Origin of the sequence: Paraburkholderia domus, assembly GCF_905220705.1 — a bacterium.
Lineage (GTDB): Bacteria > Pseudomonadota > Gammaproteobacteria > Burkholderiales > Burkholderiaceae > Paraburkholderia > Paraburkholderia domus.
Genome location: NZ_CAJNAT010000008.1, coordinates 44,830 through 67,736, shown reverse-complemented (window position 1 = coordinate 67,736; position 22,907 = coordinate 44,830). Strand labels below are relative to the sequence as shown.

Annotated in this window: 22 protein-coding genes; 13 read left to right on the top strand and 9 right to left on the bottom strand. The window is 60.8% G+C overall.

Annotation, left to right across the window (positions count from 1 at the left end):
• Positions 1-38 precede the first annotated feature (38 nt).
• Both KHO31_RS16510 and KHO31_RS16505 read left to right on the top strand, forming a co-directional pair.
• Positions 39-1,052, top strand: coding sequence for a carbohydrate ABC transporter permease (locus KHO31_RS16510; RefSeq protein WP_201075997.1), 1,014 nt, complete (start codon positions 39-41; stop codon positions 1,050-1,052).
• A gap of 10 nt (positions 1,053-1,062) precedes the next feature.
• Complete coding sequence (locus tag KHO31_RS16505) at positions 1,063-1,914, top strand: carbohydrate ABC transporter permease (RefSeq protein ID WP_169489617.1); 852 nt, start codon at positions 1,063-1,065, stop codon at positions 1,912-1,914.
• Between the two features lie 60 nt (positions 1,915-1,974).
• Here KHO31_RS16505 and KHO31_RS16500 read toward each other — a convergent pair whose 3' ends face one another.
• The 3 genes from KHO31_RS16500 to KHO31_RS16490 all read right to left on the bottom strand — a co-directional run bounded on the left by KHO31_RS16500 (position 1,975) and on the right by KHO31_RS16490 (position 5,277).
• Positions 1,975-3,162, bottom strand: coding sequence for a porin (locus KHO31_RS16500; protein ID WP_211623733.1), 1,188 nt, complete (start codon positions 3,160-3,162; stop codon positions 1,975-1,977).
• Positions 3,163-3,265: 103 nt separating this feature from the next.
• Positions 3,266-4,054, bottom strand: coding sequence for an ABC transporter substrate-binding protein (locus tag KHO31_RS16495; protein ID WP_211623731.1), 789 nt, complete (start codon positions 4,052-4,054; stop codon positions 3,266-3,268).
• Entirely contained in the window at positions 4,051-5,277 is a 1,227-nt protein-coding gene (locus tag KHO31_RS16490) for a M20 aminoacylase family protein (protein ID WP_211623729.1), read from the bottom strand. Before KHO31_RS16490 ends, KHO31_RS16495 begins: the two co-directional genes overlap by 4 nt.
• 164 nt (positions 5,278-5,441) lie before the next feature.
• On the opposite strand from KHO31_RS16490, the gene KHO31_RS16485 reads away from it, so the two are divergent.
• Positions 5,442-6,395, top strand: a complete 954-nt coding sequence (locus KHO31_RS16485; RefSeq protein WP_211623728.1) for a LysR substrate-binding domain-containing protein — start codon at positions 5,442-5,444, stop codon at positions 6,393-6,395.
• 169 nt (positions 6,396-6,564) lie between these two features.
• On the opposite strand, the gene KHO31_RS16480 is transcribed toward KHO31_RS16485, so the two are convergent.
• The gene (locus tag KHO31_RS16480; protein ID WP_201076016.1) at positions 6,565-7,437 is read right to left on the bottom strand and encodes a LysR family transcriptional regulator; all 873 of its coding nucleotides are present in this window, start codon (positions 7,435-7,437) and stop codon (positions 6,565-6,567) included.
• A gap of 202 nt (positions 7,438-7,639) precedes the next feature.
• On the opposite strand from KHO31_RS16480, the gene KHO31_RS16475 reads away from it, so the two are divergent.
• From KHO31_RS16475 to KHO31_RS16450, 6 genes are all read left to right on the top strand, one after another.
• Positions 7,640-8,605 (top strand): sugar ABC transporter substrate-binding protein, encoded by a 966-nt coding sequence (locus tag KHO31_RS16475; protein ID WP_201076017.1) that lies wholly within the window; start codon positions 7,640-7,642, stop codon positions 8,603-8,605.
• A 72-nt stretch (positions 8,606-8,677) separates the two neighbouring features.
• Positions 8,678-10,348: a sugar ABC transporter ATP-binding protein gene (locus KHO31_RS16470; RefSeq protein ID WP_201121747.1), complete on the top strand. Its 1,671-nt coding sequence runs from the start codon at positions 8,678-8,680 to the stop codon at positions 10,346-10,348.
• Between the two features lie 3 nt (positions 10,349-10,351).
• Positions 10,352-11,353 carry an ABC transporter permease gene (locus tag KHO31_RS16465; protein ID WP_201076019.1) on the top strand — a complete coding sequence of 334 codons (1,002 nt, stop codon included), beginning with the start codon at positions 10,352-10,354 and terminating at the stop codon, positions 11,351-11,353.
• A 46-nt stretch (positions 11,354-11,399) separates the two neighbouring features.
• Entirely contained in the window at positions 11,400-12,332 is a 933-nt protein-coding gene (rbsK, locus tag KHO31_RS16460) for a ribokinase (protein WP_407945941.1), read from the top strand.
• Between the two features lie 133 nt (positions 12,333-12,465).
• Positions 12,466-13,569: a nucleoside hydrolase gene (locus KHO31_RS16455; RefSeq protein WP_211623726.1), complete on the top strand. Its 1,104-nt coding sequence runs from the start codon at positions 12,466-12,468 to the stop codon at positions 13,567-13,569.
• 316 nt (positions 13,570-13,885) lie between these two features.
• On the top strand, positions 13,886-14,089 hold the full coding sequence (locus KHO31_RS16450) for a hypothetical protein (RefSeq protein WP_201076022.1): 204 nt from the start codon (positions 13,886-13,888) through the stop codon (positions 14,087-14,089).
• A gap of 58 nt (positions 14,090-14,147) precedes the next feature.
• Here the strand turns inward: KHO31_RS16450 and KHO31_RS16445 are convergent, their stop codons facing one another.
• Both KHO31_RS16445 and KHO31_RS16440 read right to left on the bottom strand, forming a co-directional pair.
• Positions 14,148-15,278 (bottom strand): hypothetical protein, encoded by a 1,131-nt coding sequence (locus tag KHO31_RS16445; protein ID WP_211623724.1) that lies wholly within the window; start codon positions 15,276-15,278, stop codon positions 14,148-14,150.
• Positions 15,279-15,309: 31 nt separating this feature from the next.
• On the bottom strand, positions 15,310-16,047 hold the full coding sequence (locus KHO31_RS16440; protein WP_211623722.1) for an HAD family hydrolase: 738 nt from the start codon (positions 16,045-16,047) through the stop codon (positions 15,310-15,312).
• 236 nt (positions 16,048-16,283) lie between these two features.
• Between KHO31_RS16440 and KHO31_RS16435 the strand changes: the two genes are divergently transcribed.
• From KHO31_RS16435 to KHO31_RS16420, 4 genes are all read left to right on the top strand, one after another.
• The gene (locus tag KHO31_RS16435) at positions 16,284-17,528 is read left to right on the top strand and encodes a Crp/Fnr family transcriptional regulator (RefSeq protein WP_211623720.1); all 1,245 of its coding nucleotides are present in this window, start codon (positions 16,284-16,286) and stop codon (positions 17,526-17,528) included.
• 70 nt (positions 17,529-17,598) lie between these two features.
• Positions 17,599-18,363, top strand: coding sequence for a flagellar motor protein (locus KHO31_RS16430; protein ID WP_201076028.1), 765 nt, complete (start codon positions 17,599-17,601; stop codon positions 18,361-18,363).
• An 84-nt stretch (positions 18,364-18,447) separates the two neighbouring features.
• Entirely contained in the window at positions 18,448-19,146 is a 699-nt protein-coding gene (locus tag KHO31_RS16425; RefSeq protein ID WP_201076031.1) for an OmpA family protein, read from the top strand.
• 275 nt (positions 19,147-19,421) lie between these two features.
• Positions 19,422-20,315, top strand: a complete 894-nt coding sequence (locus tag KHO31_RS16420; protein ID WP_201076033.1) for a sterol desaturase family protein — start codon at positions 19,422-19,424, stop codon at positions 20,313-20,315.
• On the opposite strand, the gene KHO31_RS16415 is transcribed toward KHO31_RS16420, so the two are convergent.
• The 3 genes from KHO31_RS16415 to KHO31_RS16405 all read right to left on the bottom strand — a co-directional run bounded on the left by KHO31_RS16415 (position 20,238) and on the right by KHO31_RS16405 (position 22,906).
• Positions 20,238-21,419: an MFS transporter gene (locus KHO31_RS16415; protein WP_211623718.1), complete on the bottom strand. Its 1,182-nt coding sequence runs from the start codon at positions 21,417-21,419 to the stop codon at positions 20,238-20,240. The two genes, KHO31_RS16420 and KHO31_RS16415, sit on opposite strands and share 78 nt — an antisense overlap.
• On the bottom strand, positions 21,416-22,186 hold the full coding sequence (locus tag KHO31_RS16410; protein ID WP_236071278.1) for a DeoR/GlpR family DNA-binding transcription regulator: 771 nt from the start codon (positions 22,184-22,186) through the stop codon (positions 21,416-21,418). Before KHO31_RS16410 ends, KHO31_RS16415 begins: the two co-directional genes overlap by 4 nt.
• A gap of 270 nt (positions 22,187-22,456) precedes the next feature.
• Entirely contained in the window at positions 22,457-22,906 is a 450-nt protein-coding gene (locus tag KHO31_RS16405; RefSeq protein ID WP_201076039.1) for a copper chaperone PCu(A)C, read from the bottom strand.
• Position 22,907 lies beyond the last annotated feature (1 nt).

Below are 22,907 nucleotides of genomic sequence, written 5' to 3'. Positions count from 1 at the left end.
GAGTAAGCGCTAAAGCGCTAACTCTGGTCGACAGGAGAATGATCGTGTCGCACTCCGTCACCCGCCACTCTGTTGGTGGTCCTGCCGAATCCGGCGGTCCTGGCTCGCCCGCATCGGGCGTACCGGCATCGGGTGTGCCGGCATCGGGCGGTGCATTGCGCGGCGGGCCGCCTCGTGTGGCGCGCCGGCGCCGTCCATCGCCGACCGCACGCCGGCAGCGGCGAGCCGCTTTCCTGTTTCTTGCGCCGGCCTGTGTAATGGTGGCGATCTACGTCGTGTGGCCCATCATCTCGACCATCCGCCTGAGCTTTTTCAACTGGGACGGGATGACCGACCCGTCTTTCATCGGCCTCGCGAATTACGTCGAGCTGTTCCACGCGCCCACGTTCTACACGGCGTTAAAGAACAACCTTATCTGGCTGCTGCTGTTTCTGCTCGCGCCGCCGATGGGGCTTGCCGTCGCGCTCTATCTGAACCAGGCGGTGGCCGGCATCCGCATCGTCAAATCGCTGTTCTTCGCGCCGTTCGTTCTATCGGGCGTGGTGGTCGGTTTGATCTTCTCGTGGTTCTACGACCCGACCTTCGGCCTGCTCGCGGTGATTCTCGGGCACGGCGTGCCGGTACTCGGCGATCCTCGTTACGCGACCCTCGGGATCGTGTTCGCGGCACTGTGGCCGCAAACCGCGTATTGCATGATTCTCTACCTGACCGGCCTGACCTCGCTGAACGCCGAGCAGATCGAGGCTGCGCGAATGGAAGGCGCACGCGGCTGGTCGATGCTGTGGCACGTAATCCTGCCGCAATTGCGGCCGACCACGTTCATGGCGATCGTCGTCACGGTGATCGGCGCGTTGCGCAGCTTCGATCTGATTTCGGTGATGACCGGCGGCGGACCGTTCGAAAGTTCAACCGTGCTCGCGTATTACATGTACGACCAGGCGATCAAGTATTACCGCATCGGCTATTCCGCGGCGGTGGCGGTCGTGCTGTTCGGGATCATGCTGGTGTACATCGTTTATCACCTGCGCCGCATGCTGCGCACCGAGCAATAAGGAGCCGGTCATGTTTCCGATCCCGATCGACAAATGGAAGCCGGCAACGCGCCGCGTGTACAAACTGACGTTGCCGCTCGCGCTGCTGATCTGGCTGCTGCCGATGATCGCGGTTCTCGTGACTTCGGTGCGTTCGACGGAAGAACTGAGCGAGGGCAACTACTGGGGCTGGCCCAAACACTTCGCGATGTTCGATAACTATCGCGAGGCGCTGACGACCTCGCCGATGCTGCATTACTTCTGGAACAGCGTGCTGATTACCGTGCCCGCCGTGGTGGGCTCGATTGCGCTTGCAGCGATGGCGGGATTCGCGCTGGCGATCTATCGGTTTCGCGGCAATTCGACATTGTTTGCAACCTTTGTTGCGGGCAATTTTGTCCCGGTGCAGGTGTTGATGATCCCCGTGCGGGATCTGTCCTTGCAGCTCGGCCTGTTCAATACCGTGAGCGCACTGATTCTGTTCCACGTGTCGTTTCAGACCGGTTTTTGCGCACTGTTTCTGCGGAACTTCATCAAGCAGTTGCCGTTTGAACTGGTCGAGGCGGCGCGGATCGAGGGCGCGAACGAGTGGACGGTGTTCTTCAGAATCGTCTTGCCGTTGATCCGGCCCGCGCTTGCGGCGCTGGCTATCCTCGTGTTCACGTTCGTGTGGAACGACTACTTCTGGGCGCTGTGTCTAACGCAAGGTGACGATGCTGCGCCGATTACCGTAGGCGTGGCGGCATTGAAGGGGCAGTGGACCACCGCGTGGAATCTTGTGTCCGCCGGGTCGATTCTTGCGGCCTTGCCTTCGGTCGCGATGTTCTTTGCGATGCAGAAGCATTTCGTGGCCGGGTTGACGTTTGGGGCGACGAAGGGGTGAGGGAGCGCGCTACGCAAGGCAAGCTCGCGCAGCGCCGCCCGGAAACTGCCGGGTTTGGGGTTAGAACGTGTGCCGGATCGCAGCACGGACGACAAACTGACGCGACGACGAAGACAGGTCCTGCGCACCGGGTACGTATGCCTGATCCAAAGCCGATCCGGTTGCCTCGCCTGCAATCTTTTGAAAGGCACCCTGGACGTAGACATCGGTGCGCTTTGACAGGTTGTAGTCCGCCATCAAGCCGATGGTGTCAATCTTCGGCCGCACGCTGCCTGTCGTTGCATCGAAGTTCTCCAGCGTATAGACGTATTGCGCACCTACGAAGAACGCCGGCGTGAACTGATATTTTCCGTTCAGTTCGAAATTCTGATACTTCAAGCTGGTCAACGTGCCGCCTGCTAGCGCGCCGCTAGTCGGTTCGATGCTTTCCTGTCCGCTGAGGTAGCCGACATTCGCAGTCGGATTACTAATGTTCGTGTTGGTATAGACGAAACCAAGCGTCGCCGGGCCCATTGTGTAGTTGACCCCTGCGCCAAAAATGCGCAAGCGCTCCGATTGGAAGTTCGCGTCCGCGGCGACTGTCGAACTCGAACCGGCAATTGCGCCACCGGACGTGGCGCCAGGATTGTCCGCATTCAGGTAGGACGCAGCGATCAACAACCCGCCGTTCGTATACTGTGCGCCAACGCTCAACTGCCGGTTGTTGGCGAAGCCGGTGCTGTTGCTGAAGCTATACGTGCCGCCGAACTGGAAGCCGGCGATTTCCGGACTCGCATACTTGACCGTGTTGTTGACGCGGAACGTGTTATCCGTATTGTCGTTGTCGAACGGATGGGATAGCAGATAGCCGCCCCAGTTGCCGTTGGCCGTCGTCTGCGCAAGATAGTCGACCACTGAGTCGTATTGACGGCCGAACATAACCGTACCGTACTGCTCACTCTCAAGACCGACATAGGCCTGGCGTCCAAACCCGAGACCGCCTTGCGCGAGTTTGCCGGTGTTGACGTTGAAGCCGCTTTCGATCTGGAAGATCGTCTTGAGGCCGCCGCCCAGATCTTCGGCACCTTTCAGCCCCCAGCGGCTGCCTTGTGCATAGCCGCTCGCCATTTCATACACGTGGCTTCCGCCAACGTTGTTCGTGAAGTCGAGCCCCTCGTCAATCACGCCATACAGCGTTACGCTGTTCTGCGCAAAAACCGACGTCGAAAATGCGGACGTTATTGCAATACAAAGAATCGTTTTATTCAATTTGTCATCCTAAATATATAGTGTTTTTTATGCCCGATTTTCGTTGACCAAGCCGACGATTCAGCGGAATCGAAAATAGAGCAGCAGAGCGCTCAGGTCAGGCTCACTTTGCCCCGTAGATATCGAAGTCGAAATACTTCCGGTTGATCCGTGCATAGGTCCCGTTTGCCAGTATGGCAGCCAGTGCCTGATTGAATGCATCGCGCAGCGCGACGTCCTCCTTGCGAAGGCCAAGACCGTCACCGAGACCGAAATACTTCGGATCGTCCAAAGCCGGGCCGGCAAACTTGTAGTCTTTGCCCTCGGGTTTCTTGAGAAACCCGTCGTTCGCTTCGATCGATGCCTGGAATGCCGCATCGAGCCGTCCTGACATCAGGTCCGTGTAGACCTGATCCTGATTCTGATACGAGACGATCTGCACGCCAGCCGGTTGCCACTGTGCTCTGGCGTAGTCCTCCTGACTCGAGCCCTGTTCGACACCGACACGTTTCCCCTTTAGCGAAGCAGCAGTCGGCAGTAGATCGGAGTCACGCTTGACGACCAGTCGCGCCGGCGCGTTGGAGATCTTGTTCGTGAACGCGATCTGCTGCATGCGCTTGGGTGTGATGGTCATCGAAGACGAGATCGCATCGAATTTTCTCGCCAACAGTCCGGGGATCATGCCGTCGAAGCTGGTTTCGACCCATACGCACCGCGCATGAAGCTCGGCACAGAGCGCATTGGCGATGTCCACGCCAAAGCCGGTCATTTTTCCGTCCGGCGTCTTGAACTCCAGCGGCGGGTAAGTTGGGTCAACCGCCAGCCGGATCTCCTTGCCGGACCAGTCGGCGGCACTGGCGGCACCGGACAGCGCCATCAAAGCGATCGAGATTGCTGTAAGTGTCTTCTTCACGTGTGTTTCTCCTCAACGTCGTTGTTGAACTGCTTAGGTTCCGTACGCACAGGTTTTGCCAGAAAACGTTCGGTCAGCTTGACCCAATAGGTGGCGCCCACGGCCAGGCAGTCGTCGTTGAAGTCGTAGCCGGAGTGGTGTAGTGCGCAACTGCGTTCGCCGTCGCCATTGCCGATCACGAGGTAACTGCCCGGGCATTGTTCGAGCATGCATGCGAAGTCTTCGCTGGCGGTGAAGGGTTCGAGGCCGTCAATCATGGACTGCGTGCCGAACCAGTCCGCCGCCACCTGGCGCGCGAAATCCGTTTCCGTGCGGTGATTGATCAGCACTGGATGACACCTGACGTAGTCGATCTCCGCCTGTGCGCCGAAACTCGCCGCCTGCCCGTGGACGAGTTCGCAAATCCTGCGCTCTAGCAGGTCCCGAACATCCGGCGCAAGCGCGCGCACGGTCAACAGCATCTGCGCCGATGACGGGATCACATTCGACGCGACGCCTGCATGAATCGACCCGACGCTGATGATGGCAAGATCGCGCGGGCTCACATTACGCGACACAATACTTTGCAGCGCAGTCACGATCGACGCGCATACGACGATCGGATCAATCGTCTTGTCCGGTACGGCGCCGTGGCCGCCGCGACCCACCACCCGCACGGTGACGGTGTCGGCTGAGGCCATGAATGCGCCGCTAAAGAAGCCCAGATGACCTGCCGGATAACCCGGAACGTTGTGGAGCGCGAAAACGGCATCGCACGGAAAGCGTTCGAAGAGTCCGTCTTCCATCATCTTTTGCGCGCCGCCGAGGCCTTCTTCAGCGGGTTGGAAGATCAGGTTCAGCCTGCCGGAGAACGCCCGCGTTTCGGCCAGGTACTTTGCTGCGGCCAACAGCGTGGCCGTATGTCCGTCATGGCCACATGCGTGCATGATGCCTTCGTTCCTGCTGGCATGAGGCAAGCCGGTCGTTTCGTGGATGGGAAGCGCGTCCATATCGGCGCGCAATCCGAGGGACGGCCCTTGTCCGTTCTTTAGTGTGCCGACCACGCCGGTTTTACCGATGGCGCGCGTGACCTGATAGCCCCACTTGCTCAGGCATTCGGCGACCAGTTCACCGGTTGCGACTTCCTGAAAGCCGAGTTCCGGATATGCGTGAATGCGGCGGCGCAAGCCGATCATTTCCTCCTGAATGGCGGCGATGCCGGGCAAAACGAAGTCTTTAACCATCGATGAAGTCCTTTGAAGAGCGGAAAGATCCGGTCGCCGCGCCCGGCCGTCCGGGCTTTGGGCGTCGCAACTGTCAGCACTGGACGGAATGCTATTCAGCTAAATTTCGAGGGTGAAGCCGCAGTTTTGTTATGCTGACAACCATTTGTTGTCGGGGTGGTTTCGTGAAGATTCATCAATTGCAGGCGTTGGTCGCGAGTGCGGAAACGGGCAGCATCCGGGCGGCAGCACGGTCATTGGGGATTTCTCAGGCCGCAGTCACGCGCTCGCTGCGCGAACTCGAAGCCACCGAACAACTGCCGTTGCTGATACGTGCGCCCGAAGGGATCAGCTTTACCGAATATGGCAAGACGTTGCTAACGCACGCGAGACTGGTCCTCAATCAGTTGGAGCACGCGCAGAACGACCTGGCAAGATTTCGCGGCCGGGCTGAGGGAAGGCTTAGCGTTGGTGTGACACCGTGGATCACGTTGACGTTTCTGGCCGAGACGGTATTGCTGTTTCGCAAGCGAATGCCCGATATTCAACTGGAACTGTTCGAGAGCCTGATGGCCGTTGCGCAGCCGCTTTTGCGAGCAGGCGACATGGACTTTGTGATCGGGCAGTTGCATCCGTCTACTGCCACTCAGGAGTTTTCCTGCGAACCGGTTTTAAACTACGAGACGGCCGTGATGGTTCGCCGGGGGCATCCGCGTCAGCACTGCCGTTCGGTTCATGAATTGCTGGATCAGGACTGGGCATTGAATTTCGCGCCTGACGGTCAGGACGCGCTTATCGAGTATCTGTTCACGCGCCATGGGGCGCAGATTGAAGCGAGCCGCATTGTGCGGGCACAGTCGCTAGGAACACTGCAGATGCTGGTTGAGCGCGCCGACATGTGCACATGGTGCCCAACCGTCCTCCAGACCGCGCCGCTGTTTCAAGGTCAACTGGTGGCGCTCGCGCTGAATGAGAAGTTCGATTCGCGACAACTGAGCATTGTCACGCGTCGAAACAGCACGCTCGGCGGCGCGGCCCGTTGCTTTATTGAGTGTCTGCTGCAAGTGATCCGCAAGCATGCACGATCGGCCAGGAAAGAAGACCTTGCGCTGTTCGATACCTTGACTTTGCTTGTTTAAGCGTCGAGAAAACTGCGTGGACGTCGTTGTGCCAGCCAGAATCGCCTGAACGACCACACCTTGGCCCGCTTCGTCGTCAGCCGAGGTCGCAACATTTGCCGTCCGATTGCGGCAGACGTTGTATTGCCCCTCGAAGCTGCCGGAACATCGCCAGCGCCAAGGCCCCGGTCTAACGGAATATTTCGGCAATGAGGTTAGCCACGGTCCGGATGCGCTCGCTGTCGCGCAGGGCGGGATGCAGCACCATCCACACGTCCTGATCGAGCGCCTTGATGTGCTTCTCGATGCAGACGAGATCGCTCGTCGTGTCGCCCGCGAGTTGGGCGAGCACGCCGAGTCCGGAGCCCCCCAGCACGCCGTCGAACACGCCCATGCCATAGCTGCTTCGAAGCGAAGGTGCGGGCGCGCCAGGCAGGGTTTTTAGCCATTGCATGGCCGGGTGATCAGGCTGCCGGTCGTCATAGCCGACGAACGACAGCTTGTCCCATTCCTTCCTCGTGATCGCTGCCTTGTGACGCAGATAGTAGTCGCGCGAACCGAACAACCCAAAGCGGATCTTGCCGATTCGCCGGACATACAGATCGCCTTCGTCGGGGCATTCGGACCACAGCGCGATGTCCGCTTCACGGCGGGCAAGGCTATACGGCCGTCGTGAGGTCAGCACTTCGATGGCGAGGCCGGGCAGCCGCTCCTGGAACGAACCGAGCAATTTAAGCAAAATGTAAGACGGCCATTCGACGGCATTGATCCGCACGGTGCCGTGAGCGCCTGCGCCACCGGTCACGTCCGCGGCACGCTCGATCTGGTGGGCGAGATCCTCCATCTGCTCGGCCCAGGCCAGCACGCGCGCGCCAAATGCCGTCACCGTACAGCCCGACGGCACCCGGTCGATGAGCGGCTCGCCCAGCCGCCGCTCAAGCTCGGTCAGGCGGCGCGACAGGGTCGGCGCGCTCAGATCGCAGGCCGCCGCGGCCGCTCGCATGGTGCCGCCGCGCGCGATCTCCACCAGAATCCGTAGGTCGTCCCAGTCTACGTGTTCCATTTTTGAAACGCTCGATTTTGAAATTAGGCATAGCATAACGTGGATCGCGAGGATAGCATTGGATCTGGCCATACTCGTCCCTGCATCTGGCAAAGAAACTTGAGGGTTTCGTCAGCAGCCGGCGGTGGGTGTGGCGAACCTGCCCATCACACGACTCAACGGCTATCAGTACGTAGACCGAACGAGCGATACGGAGACATCAATGATTCGTCATTTCCAACCGGCGCGGCGTCGCGCCATCATAGCCAGCGCAGCCTTCCTCGCAGTGTCGATTCTGCCGATGCCCGCAGCGTTCGCTCAGGCCGCACACAAGCCGAAAGTCGCGCTGGTGATGAAGTCGTTGGCGAACGAGTTTTTCCTGACCATGGAAACCGGCGCGAAAGACTATCAAAAGCAGAACCCCACGAAATTCGATCTCGTCACGAACGGCATCAAGGACGAAACGGATACGGCTAACCAGATTCGCATCGTCGAGCAGATGATCGTGTCGAAGGTCGACGCACTCGTGATCGCCCCGGCCGATTCCAAGGCGCTGGTGCCGGTTCTCAAGAAAGCGGTCGATGCCGGCATCATCGTGGTCAATATCGACAACAAGCTGGATCCGGACGTGCTCAAGTCGAAAGACCTGAACATCCCGTTCGTCGGCCCGGATAACGCGAAGGGCGCATTGAAGGTGGGCGACTATCTGGCCAAGCACCTGAAGTCGGGCGACAACGTCGCCATTATCGAAGGCGTCTCGACCACCACCAACGCGCAGCAACGCTCGGCCGGCTTCAAGCAGGCCATGGCGGCGGGCGGCATGAAGGTTGTCTCGCTGCAGTCGGGCGAGTGGGAAATCGATAAGGGCAACGCCGTGGCGAGCCAGATTCTCAACGCCAACCCGGACGTCAAGGCGCTGCTGTGCGGCAATGACAACATGGCAATCGGCGCGGTATCGGCCGTGCGCGCGGCCGGCAAGGCCGGCAAGGTGCAGGTGGTGGGCTACGACGACATCAACGCGATCAAGCCGATGCTCGCCGACGGCCGCGTGCTTGCCACAGCCAATCAGTACGCCGCCAGACAGGCCGTGTTCGGTATCGATACGGCGTTGAAGGCACTCGCCGAACACAAGAAGCAGTCGGAATTGTCGGGCGTCGTCGAAACGCCTGTCGATCTGGTCACCAAGTAAGACTGGCATAACGCGTGGCCTGCGTCGTTTGCGGGCCGCGCCGCCTGGTCTTTGTCTGGCTTTATCAATCTGATGTCTACTCCCAACCTATCCTTTGCTGATGTCCCGCCCATGCTGAGTGTGCATGGCATCGGCAAGACCTACGCCGGGCCTGTGCTCGCCGATATCTCGCTGGACCTGTATGCAGGCGAGGTGCTGGCGCTGACCGGCGAAAACGGCGCGGGCAAGAGCACCTTGTCCAAGATCGTCGGCGGTCTCGTCACACCGACTACCGGTTCGATGACGCTTGACGGCGCGGCCTACACGCCGGCCAGCCGCAAGGACGCCGAGGCGCTCGGCGTGCGCATGGTCATGCAGGAGTTGAACCTGCTGCCGACTCTCTCGGTGGCGGAGAACCTGTTCCTGAACCGCTTGCCGCAGCGCGGCATGTTCGGCTGGATCGACCGCGCGAGGCTGCGCGAGGACGCCCGGCACGCCATGGCGCAAGTCGGGCTCGATGCGATCGATCCAGACACGCTGGTGGGCACGCTGGGCATCGGGCATCAGCAGATGGTCGAGATCGCACGCAATCTGATCGGCGATTGCCGCGTGCTGATCCTCGACGAACCCACCGCGATGCTGACTGCCCGCGAGGTGGACCTGCTGTTCGAGCAGGTCGAGCGGCTCAAGGCGCGCGGCGTGGCGCTGGTGTACATCTCACACCGACTGGAAGAATTGAAGCGTATCGCGCGGCGTGCTGCCGTGCTGCGCGACGGGCGGCTCGTGCATGTCGATGAGATGGCTAATCTCTCAGCCGACCGCCTCGTGACGCTGATGGTCGGGCGTGATATCGGCGAGCGCATCGACCTCGGCGAGCGGCGCATCGGCGAGGTGGCGTTCAAGGTCGCGGGCATGACGCGCGAGCCGGTTGTGCGCGATGTGTCCTTCGAGGTGAAGGCGGGCGAGATTTTCGGCATTAGCGGCCTGATCGGCGCGGGCCGCACGGAATTGATGCGGCTCATCTACGGCGCCGATCGCGCGGATGCCGGCACGGTATCGATTGCACATGACGGCGGCTCGCTCGAGCCCGTGAAGGTCTCGTCGCCATCGGATGCCGTGAAGAGCGGCATCGCGCTGATTACGGAGGACCGCAAAGGCGAGGGCCTTCTGCTGACGCAGCCCATTGCAGCCAATATCTCGCTCGGCAATCTGCGTGCGGTGTCGAAGAACGGCGTGGTGGACGGCCGTCGTGAGGCGTCGCTGGCGCGCAAACAGATCGATGCAATGAGCATCCGCAGTTCGGGGCCGTCGCAGCCGGTGTCCGAGCTCTCCGGCGGCAACCAGCAGAAGGTGGTGATCGGCCGCTGGCTCGCGCGCGATTGCACGGTGCTGCTGTTCGACGAGCCCACGCGCGGCATCGACGTCGGCGCGAAGTTCGATATCTATGCCTTGATGGGCGCGCTCGCGCGGGAAGGGCGCGCGTTGGTGGTGGTGTCGAGCGATCTGCGCGAATTAATGTCGATTTGCGACCGGATCGGCGTGATGTCGGCAGGACAGATGACGGGCATGTTCGAGCGCGGAAGCTGGACCCAGGACACGCTGCTCGCAGCGGCGTTCGCAGGCTACACGAAACGCGACGCGCTGTTGCACGATCCGATCGAACCCGACGCAGGGGCGCCCCACGCGAAAGCGCCCGACGCACCGGCGCCCGACGCACCGGCGCCCGACGCAAGGGCACCCCAGAAAAAATCTGTGGAGTATTGAAGCATGACCGGACCAACCAGCCTGCCTACGTTGCAGAACGAACCGCCCAAAGACGCGAAGCCGATCGGCACGCGCCTTGGATTGTCGAATTACCTCGGCCTGCTCGGCGCGTTGCTCGGGATGATTGTGCTGTTCTCGCTGCTGAGTTCGCACTTCCTGAGCTATGACACCTTCAGCACGATCGCGAACCAGATTCCCGATCTTGTCGTGATGTCGATCGGCATGACCTTTGTCCTCATCATCGCCGGGATCGATCTGTCGGTCGGCTCCGTGCTGGCGCTCGGCGCGGCGCTCACGAGTGTCGCGGCCTTGCAGTGGCATTGGCCGGCGTTGCCCGCCGCCTTGCTCGGCATGGCGGGGGCGGCCTTGACGGGCTGCCTGACCGGCGCGATTACCGTGGCGTGGCGGATTCCGTCGTTCATCGTGTCGCTCGGCGTGCTCGAGGCAGCGCGCGGCCTCGCGTATCAGTTGACCAACTCCCGCACGGCCTATATCGGCGATGCGTTCGATTTCCTGTCGAACCCGATTGCGTTCGGCATTTCTCCCGCGTTCCTGATTGCCATCGTCGTGATGGTCGCGGCGCAGTTGGTACTGACTCGCACGGTGTTCGGGCGCTATCTGGTTGGCATCGGCACGAACGAGGAGGCGGTGCGCCTCGCGGGCGTCAATCCGCGTCCCTACAAGATTGCAGTCTTCGCGCTGATGGGCCTGCTGGCCGGCCTGGCGTCCCTGTTCCAGATCTCGCGCCTTGAGGCCGCGGACCCGAACGCCGGCCAGGGCATCGAATTGCAGGTGATCGCGGCCGTCGTGATCGGTGGAACGAGTTTGATGGGTGGTCGCGGCTCGGTAATCAGCACGTTCTTTGGCGTGTTGATCATCTCGGTGCTGGCCGCGGGCCTTGCCCAGATCGGGGCGACCGAGCCGACCAAGCGCATTATCACGGGGGCTGTGATTGTCGTGGCCGTCGTGCTGGATACTTATAGAAGCCGGCGTCGCGCCGCATAAATTGACCATTAGCGACCCATCGTGGATGGTCAGCAGGAGAGTGAACGTGTCAAAAGAAGCGAAGCAGGGCCGTGTGCTCGTGGTGGGCAGCATCAATACCGACCTGGTCGCCCGCGCACCGCATTTGCCGCGGCCCGGCGAGACGATTGGCGGACATGAGTTCTCGCAGGTTGCCGGCGGCAAGGGCGGCAACCAGGCAGTGGCGGCCGCCCGGATCGGCGCGCGCGTGGCGATGATCGGACGCGTGGGGACGGATGCGAACGGGGCCCAGCGGGTCAAGGATCTGGAAGCGGAGGGTATCGACTGCGCGGGTATCGAGGTCGACCCGGCACAGCCCACCGGCGTTGCAATGGTGACCGTGTCGGACGACGGACAGAACACGATCGTGGTGGTCGCGGGCAGTAACGGCGAACTCACGCCTGAGAACGTCGCGCGTCACGAAGCGGCGATCAAGGCTAGCGACGTCGTGGTCTGCCAACTGGAAACGCCTTGGGATTCCGTTCACGCAACGCTCGCTCTCGCCCGGCGAATGGGCAAGATCACCGTGCTGAACCCGGCTCCGGCAACCGGTCCGCTACCCGCGGAATGGCTGCCGCTCGTCGACTACCTCGTGCCGAACGAGGTCGAGGCCGCGATACTCGCTGGCCTGCCGGTCGAGTCGCAAAGCGGCGCGAGAAGGGCGGCGCTGGAGTTGCAACGTGGCGGCGCTCGCAATGTGATCGTCACGCTCGGCTCGCAAGGGGCTTATCTGTTGCCGGAAGGCGGCGAAGGCATGCATTTTCCCGCGCCGCAGGTCCGGGCGGTCGATACGACCGCGGCTGGCGATACCTTTATCGGCGTCTTTGCCGCGCAACTCGCCGCCCGGCAGCCGCTCGAAGGGGCGATCAGCCTCGCGCAACGCGCGGCTTCGATTTCCGTTACACGCGCCGGTGCGCAGCCGTCGATCCCGACTCGCGCGGAAGTCGAAAGCGCAGCCTGAAACGGATGCCTGTTGTGACATGAGGCAGTTCGACCTGCAACTCTGGGTAGCTTGACGTTGAATGACCGGCACCGTCTCCGGACGGTGTTCCTTTGGTTTAGTCGCGATCTCTACTGGAAGGAATGGACGAAACATGAAATTACAATATATAGGCATCCTTATTATATCGATGCTTCTTGCCGCTTGTGGGGGCAGCGTGACGGCAACCGATCCGCTAGCTAATGCGCCGAAGGTCATCATCGATTCAGACTTCAACACGATGGGCGACGACGGCCAGCTGTTCGCCATGACCACGCAGTTGATGGGGCAGGGTAAGGTCAACCTGCTAGGGCTGACCGTCGTGACCGGCAACGACTGGTTGCTCCAGGAAGAATCGGATGCGTTGAAGGCCGTGGAGCGCATGGGCGTGCAGAACGTGGTGGGTGTCTACGGCGGCGCCGACTATCCACTGCAATACGATGTGGCGAGCATTCGTGCACAGCAGGCCGCCAATCCGCAAGGCTATTTCGGTGCGTGGAGCCGGCCGGAACCGACCCAACAGTCCCAGCTTGTCGCGCCGCCTGATGGCTTCGCGGTGTCGACGAAACTGCAGGCACAAAGCGCTGCGGATTTCATGATTCAGACCATCAAGCGCTATCCGAATCAGGTCACCATTCTCGAGGTTGGGCCGCCCACCAATCTCGCCACGGCCATCATGAAGGCGCCGGAGATCGTGCCGCTGATCAAACAGATCGTCTACATGGGCGGTGCGATGGCCGTGCCGGGCAATGCGAATGCAGTGGGGGAGCTCAACTGGTGGTTTGATCCGCTTGCCGTACGTACGATTCTTCAAACGACGATTCCCCAAGCCGTCATTCCGCTCGACGTCACGGATACGGTGCCGCTCACCCAGAGCATCTTCGATCAGATCGTGGGCAACCCGAACAAGCAGACCGCGGTGACCAAGGCGTATGGCATCGTCAACGCCGGCGCGTTCGGTGATAACACTAACCTGTACGACACGCTGACGATCGCTTACTTCATGGACCCGACCTACGCCACGCAAACAAAGAGCGCTTACCTCGATATCGATACGACGAGCGGCGAGGACCAGGGGCACGTGATGGTCTACCCCGATCAACCAGCACCTGGCGCGTCACCGCAGAAGATCACGTACGTCACGCAGTTCGACAACAATCGTTTCTTCAATCTCTACGTCTATCTGCTGACGCGTCCCGTGCCGATCACGTTGCCTTGAAGGCGTCATGCGGAAGGAGGAGGGCGCTGTACGCTTAAGCGGATTTGTAAAACCGAATGATGGCATGACCGGCGACAGACTCGACCCGCCGGTCCCTCGACCGATACGCAGACCCCAATTACGGACCGTGCGGAAAGTCTTGCGCCTCTTTGCGCACTCACGTCGCGCACCGCCTCTGCCGCAACGCGCAGCAGCGGTTTGCCGCGCATGCTTACAGCGCTGCAGGTAATCCACGGAAACACAACCGTAGCCAAACTGTAGTGTTGCGTCTCTAGGATATCCCCATCGCCCATGTATCGATTAATGGAGGTGCCGGATGCTCAGTCATCACGAACTCGCGACGCTTATGCTGCTTGGCGACACGGACAAGCGGTTGGAGACTCTCGATCCGGACGTACTGGCGTTACGCCGCTACGAGCTCGTTGAAATACTGCAGCGTGATCCGCAAGGATCGACGCTGCAACTGACCCGTCAGGGCCGTGAATTGCTGCAGCGTCTGCGCACGGGCGCAGGGGGATGAGCGGGGGCGCAGGATTGAAGGCCGCTTCGCCAGATTCTCGATAGCAGCCTCCACGTGATCACTGCTGTGTGCTAGCAATGCCCATTGGAAAACCCATGACGAGAACGGCAACGCCTCTATCGGCCGCCATCATTTCCTTTACGACTTCAGCCGGCTCCTGGCTTGGAGGCACATAGGAGGGACCGGAAACCAGCCGCACCATCTCGGGTTGGGTTGATTGAGGCTGCGCGTCCGATTCCTGTCTGGCGTCGAGGCAACGCTCCACGGTGCTCACGCGGGCCCGTGCCAAACCGGCATTCGACTCGAATTGCTTACGTAGTTCCCGCGATAGTGGTGTGCGATCCGTGCTGCCAATCAAAAATACGACCACGCGAAGTTTGAGTTTTTGCGCGTCATGAATTGCCGCACGGAGTTGATTGAGTTTGTCGGCATTGTCGTGCTCGTCGCATTCAAGCAAATTTAATCCCTTCTCGAAACCCGTGAACTTGACCGATGAAACAAGCGTGGCTTGAGGGACCACCTGAGGGGGCGGTGGCGCAGGCGCAATGGGCGGCCAAGTGAATCCAATATGACATGCTGGGTTGCATGACGAGTCAGTGCAACAGCCGGTTGGCGTATTCTTAACAACTTCAGAGAAGGTCGTTGCTTTGACGAAAACGATGGCGAAAAATATCGCGAACATCAACGCGACGGCAGGCATGAGGTGGCGATGCTTTCCTTCGACGATCCCAGCCACGCCAGCCCAGGTTATAAGCAAGCGACGTTTCCACCAGGGTTTTATTTCATTGAGCTCATTGAGTAGCTTGACGCGTTGATATATTCCATACGTAACGATTTTTTTGTCCCGGTTTTTGAGTGTCCTTCCTTGACCAAAAATCACCTTGTCTTCAAGGTCGATCAGTATGTCGCCCGCGTAGTCGTACAAAGTTCGATTGCGTCCATCCAGACGCCAGAACACGAGTGCGATTACGAAGCCAAGCCCACACGCAAAGCGCGCGACCAGCACGAGATGGTCGTTGATGGCGGTGACAACGACGGTGGCCAGCGCGCCCAAACCGACCAACATGAAGTTGAACATCTTGGTGCGTTGTTCCGCATGGAAACTGAACCATTTCCATGCGTAGTCGAAGCGTAGCTTATCGAGTTCGGACGGCTCGTTTCTTCTCACCCGTGGTTTCCATGGCAGCATTTTGTTTACCTGCCCGAATGGTAGGTGGAAATTAATGTCGGCTGGACTGGGTGGCTGTCAACGCATTGAAGATGGCCGACGGACTGTCGACCGTAAACGTTCGTGGGTCGTCCGGCGAAAACCCCCAGCCGTACGATACGCCCAGAAATTCAAAACCAGCCGAGTGCGCCGCGACTTGGTCCGCCGGCTGATCGCCGATGTAGCAGCAATCGGAGGGGCTGACATTCAGTACGCGTGTCCCTTCTATCAGGCATGCATTCTTGCTCTTCGCAACAGGGAAACTGTCGAAGTAGAACAGGCAACGTGGATCAAAGTACTGCATGAATCTGCCGAGCGCCGGCTCGACGTTCGCTCGTGTGTTGGACGTGACAAGTCCCAGTGTGAGGCCCGCATCACGCAGGGCGTGGAGCAGATTCCCCGCCCCAGGGAACAGGTCCGGCCGATAGTCCGGCATGAACTGTTCTTCGTAGTCGCGCGTGCCCCGTTCGGCCAAGGCAGGCGGGAACCCGAGCGCGCGGAAAAATTCGACCATCGGGCTGACCCGTACGCCTTCGGCAATCATGCGTTTGAAGTCGTGAACGGTGGGTATGGCCAAATGCTTCAACCCATACTCGTGTGCCTTGTCTGCGCAAAACTTGAGGTGTTGCGGAAGCGAATCGAGCAGCACGCCGTCAACGTCAAAGAACACCGCCTTTAAGGCGCCAAATTGCATTGCCATGCCAACCCCGCTAGTTTTCTTGCCTGTCCTTTTTGGGTCCGTCAAAAGCACCCGGTTTCAACGATGAGAGTACCACGCGAGTGCGGCGGCGGAGCGAGGCGGTGGTCGGGACTAAAGCTGTGGCAAACGTTTGCGCTATTGCAGCGTTTAAGTCTGACGAATCGGACGGTTAAAGATTTGCGTTTTGCATGTCGTTATCCAGTCAAATAAGTCAGGACCATCGGACATGCCCGTGGCTCATGAAGGCACGGAATGCACGAGGAAATAGCTCTTCGGGGGAATGAATCTTGAATCACCAACGATCGCCATGGTCGCGCGCAGCGGCTCCAGGCGAAGTCATCTATGCCGAAGGCTTCGCAGGCGACGCCGTCATCTACGTGATCGCGGACGGCAAAGTCGAAATCTCCACCCAATGCGACGAAAAAAAGGTCATCCTCGCAACGCTCGGCAAGGGCGAGTTTTTTGGCGAAGCGTCGTTGCTGCCGGCCGAGCCGCGCGCACACACCGCGAAAGCCCTTAGCTTCTGTCAATTGACCGTCATTGCAGCAAACGTCGTGGAAGAAGAGCTCGAGCGCGTATCGCCGCTGCTTCGCCATATCGTGCGCACCATGATTCGACGGGTGAAGAAGAAGGACGACGTCCTTGCCACCAATACCCATGCTGATTTTCTGCCAGGTGTTCTCTCGTACGCGCACGTTCTGTCGCTGATGGCGGGTACCGAGAGCGCGGATCGGGTGGACGGACGCGCGCGCCGCGCTCAGGGGGAGGAGTTCTCGGTGCCCCTGCCTGAAGTCATCAAGAAGTGCCACGCGATTGCCGGTCATTCCCGTCCGCATGTGATGGCGATGCTCAAGCGCATGGAAAAACTCAACCTCGTGACGCTCGAACCGGGCCGCTCCGATCGCGTGAGCACCATGTCGGCGCGATATTCAGCGCAAGACGGTGCAACCGGTCGGCAGCTCGTGACCTTCGATCCCGTGCGGATCACGGAACGGGCTCAACAGGTGGCGGACCACGATCTCGACATTTCGATTAATAGCGAACTGGAACTGATCGAGTTGGCCGACCTGGAAGCCCTGATCGGCGTCGAGAAGACTCTGATTCTCAACAAGCTCTCGAATGCGGAAATCGCGGAGGATATCTTCGCGTTCCGCAAGACCAAGGTATTGAACTACGTCGAGGAAAAGGGCATCACGTATTTTTCCCGGCGCAATCCCCGTGGCGCAAGCGAGCTGAAGTCTCTGGCCGATCTGGAGTTCGTCGACCAGCGAACCCTGTTCGAAGCCGTGAGCGCTTTCGACACCTATGACCTCGCGAAACTGCTTTCCGCCGTGACGGGCGAGCCGGTCTGCGATCGCTTGTTCTCGGTGATGACCGAGGCGCGAAAGAAGGAGGTGTCGTGGGTCATGCGGCGTGAAATCAAGATCGATCCGCTCGAGATTGCCGAGATCGAGGAGCGATTCATCGAGACCGTACGCACGATCAAATCTCCGGCAGCCGCGGCAGCGTCGCTTTCCAATCTGGATGCCTGAGGCCAGGTGAACGGGCAATAGGCCGCCTTCACATCAGGTTGGATGGTCAGGCGGCCGTTCGAGAGGATGTATGGATCTTTTGACGCTATTCGGCGCGCTATTCGGCGTGACGGCCATCGTGGCCGGCTTCTCGCTCGAGGGTGGGCACTTCACCTCGCTATTTCAGCTGGAGGCATTCGTCATCGTCGTGGGCGGTACCTTCGGCGCGGTGATGATCCAGAACACGTGGGCCAGGTTTTACGACGGCATGAAGCAACTGCGCCTCGCTTTTGTGAGAGCGCGGCAGGTCGACCGGGAAAGCTTGTCCGTCCTGCTCGAGTGGGGCGATCAGGCGAAGCTGAACGGCATGCTCGTGTTCGAGTCGATTGAGGCGGGCGGGATCAATCCGTTTGCCAAACGCGGCCTGGAGCTTCTGGCCAACGGTGTATCCACTGCCGTGCTGGAAGACGCCTTGCAGCGCGAACTGGATGCCTATGAACGCAATCACATGGCGGCCGCGCGGATATGGCAGCAGGCGGGCGGCTATGCGCCGACGTTCGGCATCCTGGGGGCTGTGCTCGGCCTGATTCAGGTCACAGGTCATATGCTCGAACCGGCGCAACTCGGGCAAGGTATTGCCGTTGCTTTTGTGGCAACGCTGTACGGTCTCGCATTGGCGAACCTGGTGTTTCTGCCGTTGTACGGAAAGATCAGGGCGCAGGTGGATAGCGAATTGCGTTTCAGGCGTTTGTATCTCGATGGCCTGCTTGCGATATCGCGCAAGGAGTCGCCCCACACGATCGAAACGCGGCTCGCGGGCGACGTCCGGGAAAGATCGGCTGAGTTGCTCGGCTAATCGGTCTCGGAGCCGGCCTCGATCGGTTGATTAAAACACGCGAGACGCCCATTCAAACGCAATTCGAAAAAAGACGTTTCGAGCATGAACACCTCCTCGGGTAACAGGCGCCTTACGGCGGACAAATCCGGCTATCGGCACTACGACGACGACGGCGACGGCGAGGCGCAGTCCGGGCGCTGGTTGATTTCCTATGCGGACCTCGTCACCACGCTGATGGTATTGTTCCTTGCGCTTTATGCGCTGCAGTTGGCGAAAAACCGGGAGCTCGAAATAAAGGCGCTTGCGCGCCATGAGGTGAAAGCGGAGACGGCCACCGTCAGCACGCATGCTCCCGGCGTACCCGATGCCGCGAGGCGGCAACTGCTTTCGTTGCTGGCGCCGCTTCAGGACAACCGGCAGATTACGATTTCGAATGCCTCACAGGGCGTGGAAATCGCCATCAACGCGAAAGTTCTCTTCAACTCGGGCGACGCGCGTTTGTTGCCAGAATCGTTCGAGGTGTTGGATCAGATCGCCAAGCTACTGCGCGACCGATCAAAGAACAACATCCTCGTCGAGGGACACACGGATAGTGTGCCGATATCGACCGCGAAGTACGAATCGAACTGGGAGCTGTCGTCGGCGCGGGCCGGTGCCGTGGTTCGATTTTTTGCCGACAAAGGAATCGAACCTCACAGAATGGCCGCAATCGGCAGGGCGGACAACTTCCCCCTGATCATCGGTGACGATGCGGCAGCGCGAGCCGCGAATCGTCGCGTCACTATCCTCGTGGAATATTGAGCGACACGATAAGTGAGCACGTAGCAAACCACTCCATGTTGGTCGCTACGTGTTTATACCGAGAACCTGCGCACCAAACGACGCTTGCGTGCCGCGGAACAGACTGCCAAGATCGCGTTAAAGCCGCTCTTTCTCTGACGTGTTTCATTCTCCCGACGCATCCGGCCGTGTTGATCGGGCCGCCGGCGATCCATGCCGTGGGCTGACTGTTCCCGATCATGGCCGCCAGGTCGGCTGGCAGAGCAATTGAGCGCATCGTATTTACCGGGGATCCCATGTTTGCGTCGAGCCCGTTTGCCGAACTGTTGAGCCATGCGAGCCACTGGCTGCACGGCTACGCGCTCGCTCTGGTGATGCTGGCCGTGGGCGCGGTGCTGGAGCGACGCTGGCCGGCCGACTTATTGCAATCGCGCGCCGCGATGCGCTTTAACGTCGTCTATGCGGCGCTCTATCTGGCGCTCGCGGAAGCCATGCGGCCCCTGATGGCGGTGGCCAGCGTCGCGATCGTCAATGCGCTCGGCGGCGGCTGCGTCGTACTGGCCTCGCGGGGATGGGGCGCGCTGGCCTCCATCGTGATCGTGCTAATGACGTTCGATCTGCTCGAATATGCGTTTCACCGTTTGCAACATGCGTGGCCCGTGCTGTGGAAGCTGCATTCGCTGCACCACAGTGCCGCCGAGTTCAATATCACGGTGACGTTCCGGCATCACTGGTTCGAAGTGCTCATCAAGGGTTGCCTGCTTTATCCGGTGGTGGGTGTGCTGTTCAAGGTCGAGCCCTGGATCGTCGGCGTGACCACGATCATTTTCATGTTCGGCAATTACTTCGCGCATATGAACCTGCGCGTCGACCTGGGTCGCTTCACGATGTGGATCAACAATCCGCAATACCACCGCCTGCATCACTCAAACCGCTCCGAGCATTTCGACCACAACTTCACGCAATTGCTGCCACTGTGGGACCACCTGTTCGGCACGTTGTGGGTGCCGGCGAAGCACGAATGGCCGGCCACGGGCCTGGACGACGGCGCGCAACCGCGGTCGCTGCTCGGCGCGCTGAGCTGGCCGCTGCGCTCGCATGCCGATCGTGTTCTAGGCCAGCCTCGCGCTGCGCACCGCTTTGCCGCCCAGCAGGCAGACGATCGAGGTAGCCACGACGAGCACGCATAACGCAAGGCGCAAGCCGAGCAAGCCCGCGCCGAGTCCGATCAGGGGCGGCCCGACGAGGAAGCCGGCGTAGCCCGCCGTGGCCGCCATCGACACGCCGATAGCCGGCGTGGAAGTCGAGCGGCCCGCGGCACTGAAAATGACCGGAACGATGTTCGCAAGGCCGACGCCGACCATCGCGAAACCCGCGCAAGCCGTGAACACGGTCGGCAGGCTCAACACCAGCGCGAGCCCCGCCACCGCCAACAGACCGCCGAAGCCGATCACCTTGCTCGAACCGAAGCGTCGCACGGAGACGTCGCCGACAATGCGGCAAGCGGCCATCGAGAATGCAAACGCGGAATAACCGACTGCGGCGACACTGGCTTCTTCGTTCAAGGCCGAGCGCAGGTACACCGCGCTCCAGTCGGCGACCGCGCCTTCCACCAGCATGCAAAGGAAGGCGAGCATCGCAAGTTTCATCACACCGGCATTGGGCAGCGCAAAACCATTGGAGGAGGTGGCCGCCCGGGGGCCGAGATCGCGCAACGCGAGTAGCGCGGCGGCGACCATGAGGACGGCGATGAACAGGTCTGGCAGGACGAGACCGCCCATCACGCCGACGCCGCCTTTCTGGAGCATGGCGCCCGTTGCCGCGCCGAGCAGTCCGCCGGCACTCCAGGATGCGTGAAATGACGACATGATCGGCGACTTCCATTGCGTTTCGATCGTGCTGGCGTGGCCGTTCATCGACACGTCGAGCGCGCCGTTCGCCGCGCCAAGCGCGAGGAGCACGATGCACAGTGTTGCCAGGTTCGGCGCGAAGGCGGGTAGCGGCAGCGCCACGACAAACGCCGCGCCGAGCAGCGCGGTGGCCCGGCCGCTGCCGAAGCGCGGCGCCAACTGTCCCGCCAGCGGCATCGCGACGATGGCCCCCAGCGCAAAGGCGAACAACGCGATGCCCAACGAGGCGTCGCTGAGGGACAGGCTTTCCTTGATGCGCGGCACTTCGACCGCCCAGGCGCCGATCCCGAATCCGTTGGCGAGAAACACACCGAGGGTGGCCACACGCTCTTTGAGCGGCTTCATGAGCGGCGTACTGACCGGTGGTTGAGCGAGTGCCTTCATGAGCGCGCCACCATCACGTTGTCGCAGACCGCTTCGAGTAGGGCGCGCCGCTCGGCCGTCACGTCCGCTTCGACGAACAGATAGTCCACGGCGCATGCCGGCGCAACGGAAAACGGCGCCGCGGTCATCAGCTTTTCCGACGTCATGGCGATGGCCACCTGGCTGCTCGCTTTGACCATCGCCCGTTTCAATTCGGCGTCTTCGGCCTCGAACGCGGCGACCCCTTCGTCTGGATCGAACGCGCACGCGCCCAGGAAGCACAGGTCGGGTTTGATCTGCTGGATCTGCAGCAAGGCCGTGGCGCCGGTCGAGCCGGCCGCGTTCTGGGTAATGCGCCCGCCGATGAGAATGATGTCGAACCCCGGCCGGTTCAGGAGGCGTGCGCAGGCTTCTGGCGAGTTCGTCACGACGGTTAGATCCGCGTTGTCCGGGAGCGCCGTGGCGATGGCGACGTTGGTCGACCCGGCGTCCAGCAAAATGATCTGCCTCGGCCGGACGATCGATGCAGCGGCGACGGCGAGACAGGCCTTGCGGTCCACGGCTTCGCCCATGCGGACCGACGCGCTCTTGCCGGAAGGCGAGATCAGCAGCGCGCCGCCGTAGACGCGTTTGCAATGGCCCTGATCGGCCAGCTCGCGCAAGTGACGGCGGACCGTGTGTTCGGATGTCTGGAGTTCAGCTGCGAGTTCGGACGCCAATACGCGGCCGTGCGCCCGCAGCCGTTCCAGAATCAGCCGCGCCCGCTCCTCGGGGAGAAGCCCGTCCATTGCATCTTGTCGCGTTCGTTGCATGACTTCACCTTGTCTCATTGCGGAACGATCATAATCGAGCAAAATGTATCGTAAACGAGAAAGCCATGCAACGGTCGGCTGTGCGGACCGTTTGTGCGGGGCTTTGGCACGTTCAAGGCCTGCCGAAAATGCCTGTGGTTGGTCTTTTCGCGGTCAGTCGCGGCGCAATGGGGATTGCTCGCACCGCGCGCTCTGCGATCGGGACGCACCGAACGGCCTTGCAGCCGTCCAATGCGTCCCGGGACATCAGGGCGCCATCGTGCCGGCGCTCTTTACCATGCAAGCGGCGGTGACTTTCTCGCCGTCGCTGAACGAGAACGTCAGCGGGACCGTCGTGCCGATCTTGAGCGGCTGTTTCGGCTGTTCCAGCATCACGTGATAGTTGCCAGGTGCAAAGACGAGCGAACCATGCGCGGGCACCGCCACCTGATCGACCATCGCCATCGACGACGTGCTGCCCTGGCTTTGCGTCTGATGCAGCATGGCCATGCCGAAAGCGCCGGAGCTGACCCCGACGAGATTGACCGGTTGGTCACCGGCATTGCTCGCCTTGAAATACCCGCCCGATGGCAGATTGCCCGGCAGAGCGCGGATCCAGCAGTCCGATACGCTTGTGGTTGCCGCGGCGCCGGCGAACGCCTGAATGGACGATCCGGACAGCAAGGCGGCGAGTAGAAGTTTGTGCGATGTCTTCATG

Bases quoted from the DNA above. Each gene is read 5' to 3' on its own strand.
- KHO31_RS16510 (WP_201075997.1), top strand. From the start codon at position 39: ATGATCGTGTCGCACTCCGTCACCCGCCACTCTGTTGGTGGTCCTGCC.
- KHO31_RS16505 (WP_169489617.1), top strand. From the start codon at position 1,063: ATGTTTCCGATCCCGATCGACAAATGGAAGCCGGCAACGCGCCGCGTG.
- KHO31_RS16490 (WP_211623729.1), bottom strand. From the start codon at position 5,277: ATGGTTAAAGACTTCGTTTTGCCCGGCATCGCCGCCATTCAGGAGGAA.
- KHO31_RS16480 (WP_201076016.1), bottom strand. From the start codon at position 7,437: ATGGAACACGTAGACTGGGACGACCTACGGATTCTGGTGGAGATCGCG.
- KHO31_RS16475 (WP_201076017.1), top strand. From the start codon at position 7,640: ATGATTCGTCATTTCCAACCGGCGCGGCGTCGCGCCATCATAGCCAGC.
- KHO31_RS16470 (WP_201121747.1), top strand. From the start codon at position 8,678: ATGTCTACTCCCAACCTATCCTTTGCTGATGTCCCGCCCATGCTGAGT.
- KHO31_RS16465 (WP_201076019.1), top strand. From the start codon at position 10,352: ATGACCGGACCAACCAGCCTGCCTACGTTGCAGAACGAACCGCCCAAA.
- KHO31_RS16455 (WP_211623726.1), top strand. From the start codon at position 12,466: ATGAAATTACAATATATAGGCATCCTTATTATATCGATGCTTCTTGCC.
- KHO31_RS16450 (WP_201076022.1), top strand. From the start codon at position 13,886: ATGCTCAGTCATCACGAACTCGCGACGCTTATGCTGCTTGGCGACACG.
- KHO31_RS16445 (WP_211623724.1), bottom strand. From the start codon at position 15,278: ATGCTGCCATGGAAACCACGGGTGAGAAGAAACGAGCCGTCCGAACTC.
- KHO31_RS16430 (WP_201076028.1), top strand. From the start codon at position 17,599: ATGGATCTTTTGACGCTATTCGGCGCGCTATTCGGCGTGACGGCCATC.
- KHO31_RS16425 (WP_201076031.1), top strand. From the start codon at position 18,448: ATGAACACCTCCTCGGGTAACAGGCGCCTTACGGCGGACAAATCCGGC.
- KHO31_RS16420 (WP_201076033.1), top strand. From the start codon at position 19,422: ATGTTTGCGTCGAGCCCGTTTGCCGAACTGTTGAGCCATGCGAGCCAC.
- KHO31_RS16415 (WP_211623718.1), bottom strand. From the start codon at position 21,419: ATGAAGGCACTCGCTCAACCACCGGTCAGTACGCCGCTCATGAAGCCG.
- KHO31_RS16410 (WP_236071278.1), bottom strand. From the start codon at position 22,186: ATGGACGGGCTTCTCCCCGAGGAGCGGGCGCGGCTGATTCTGGAACGG.
- KHO31_RS16405 (WP_201076039.1), bottom strand. From the start codon at position 22,906: ATGAAGACATCGCACAAACTTCTACTCGCCGCCTTGCTGTCCGGATCG.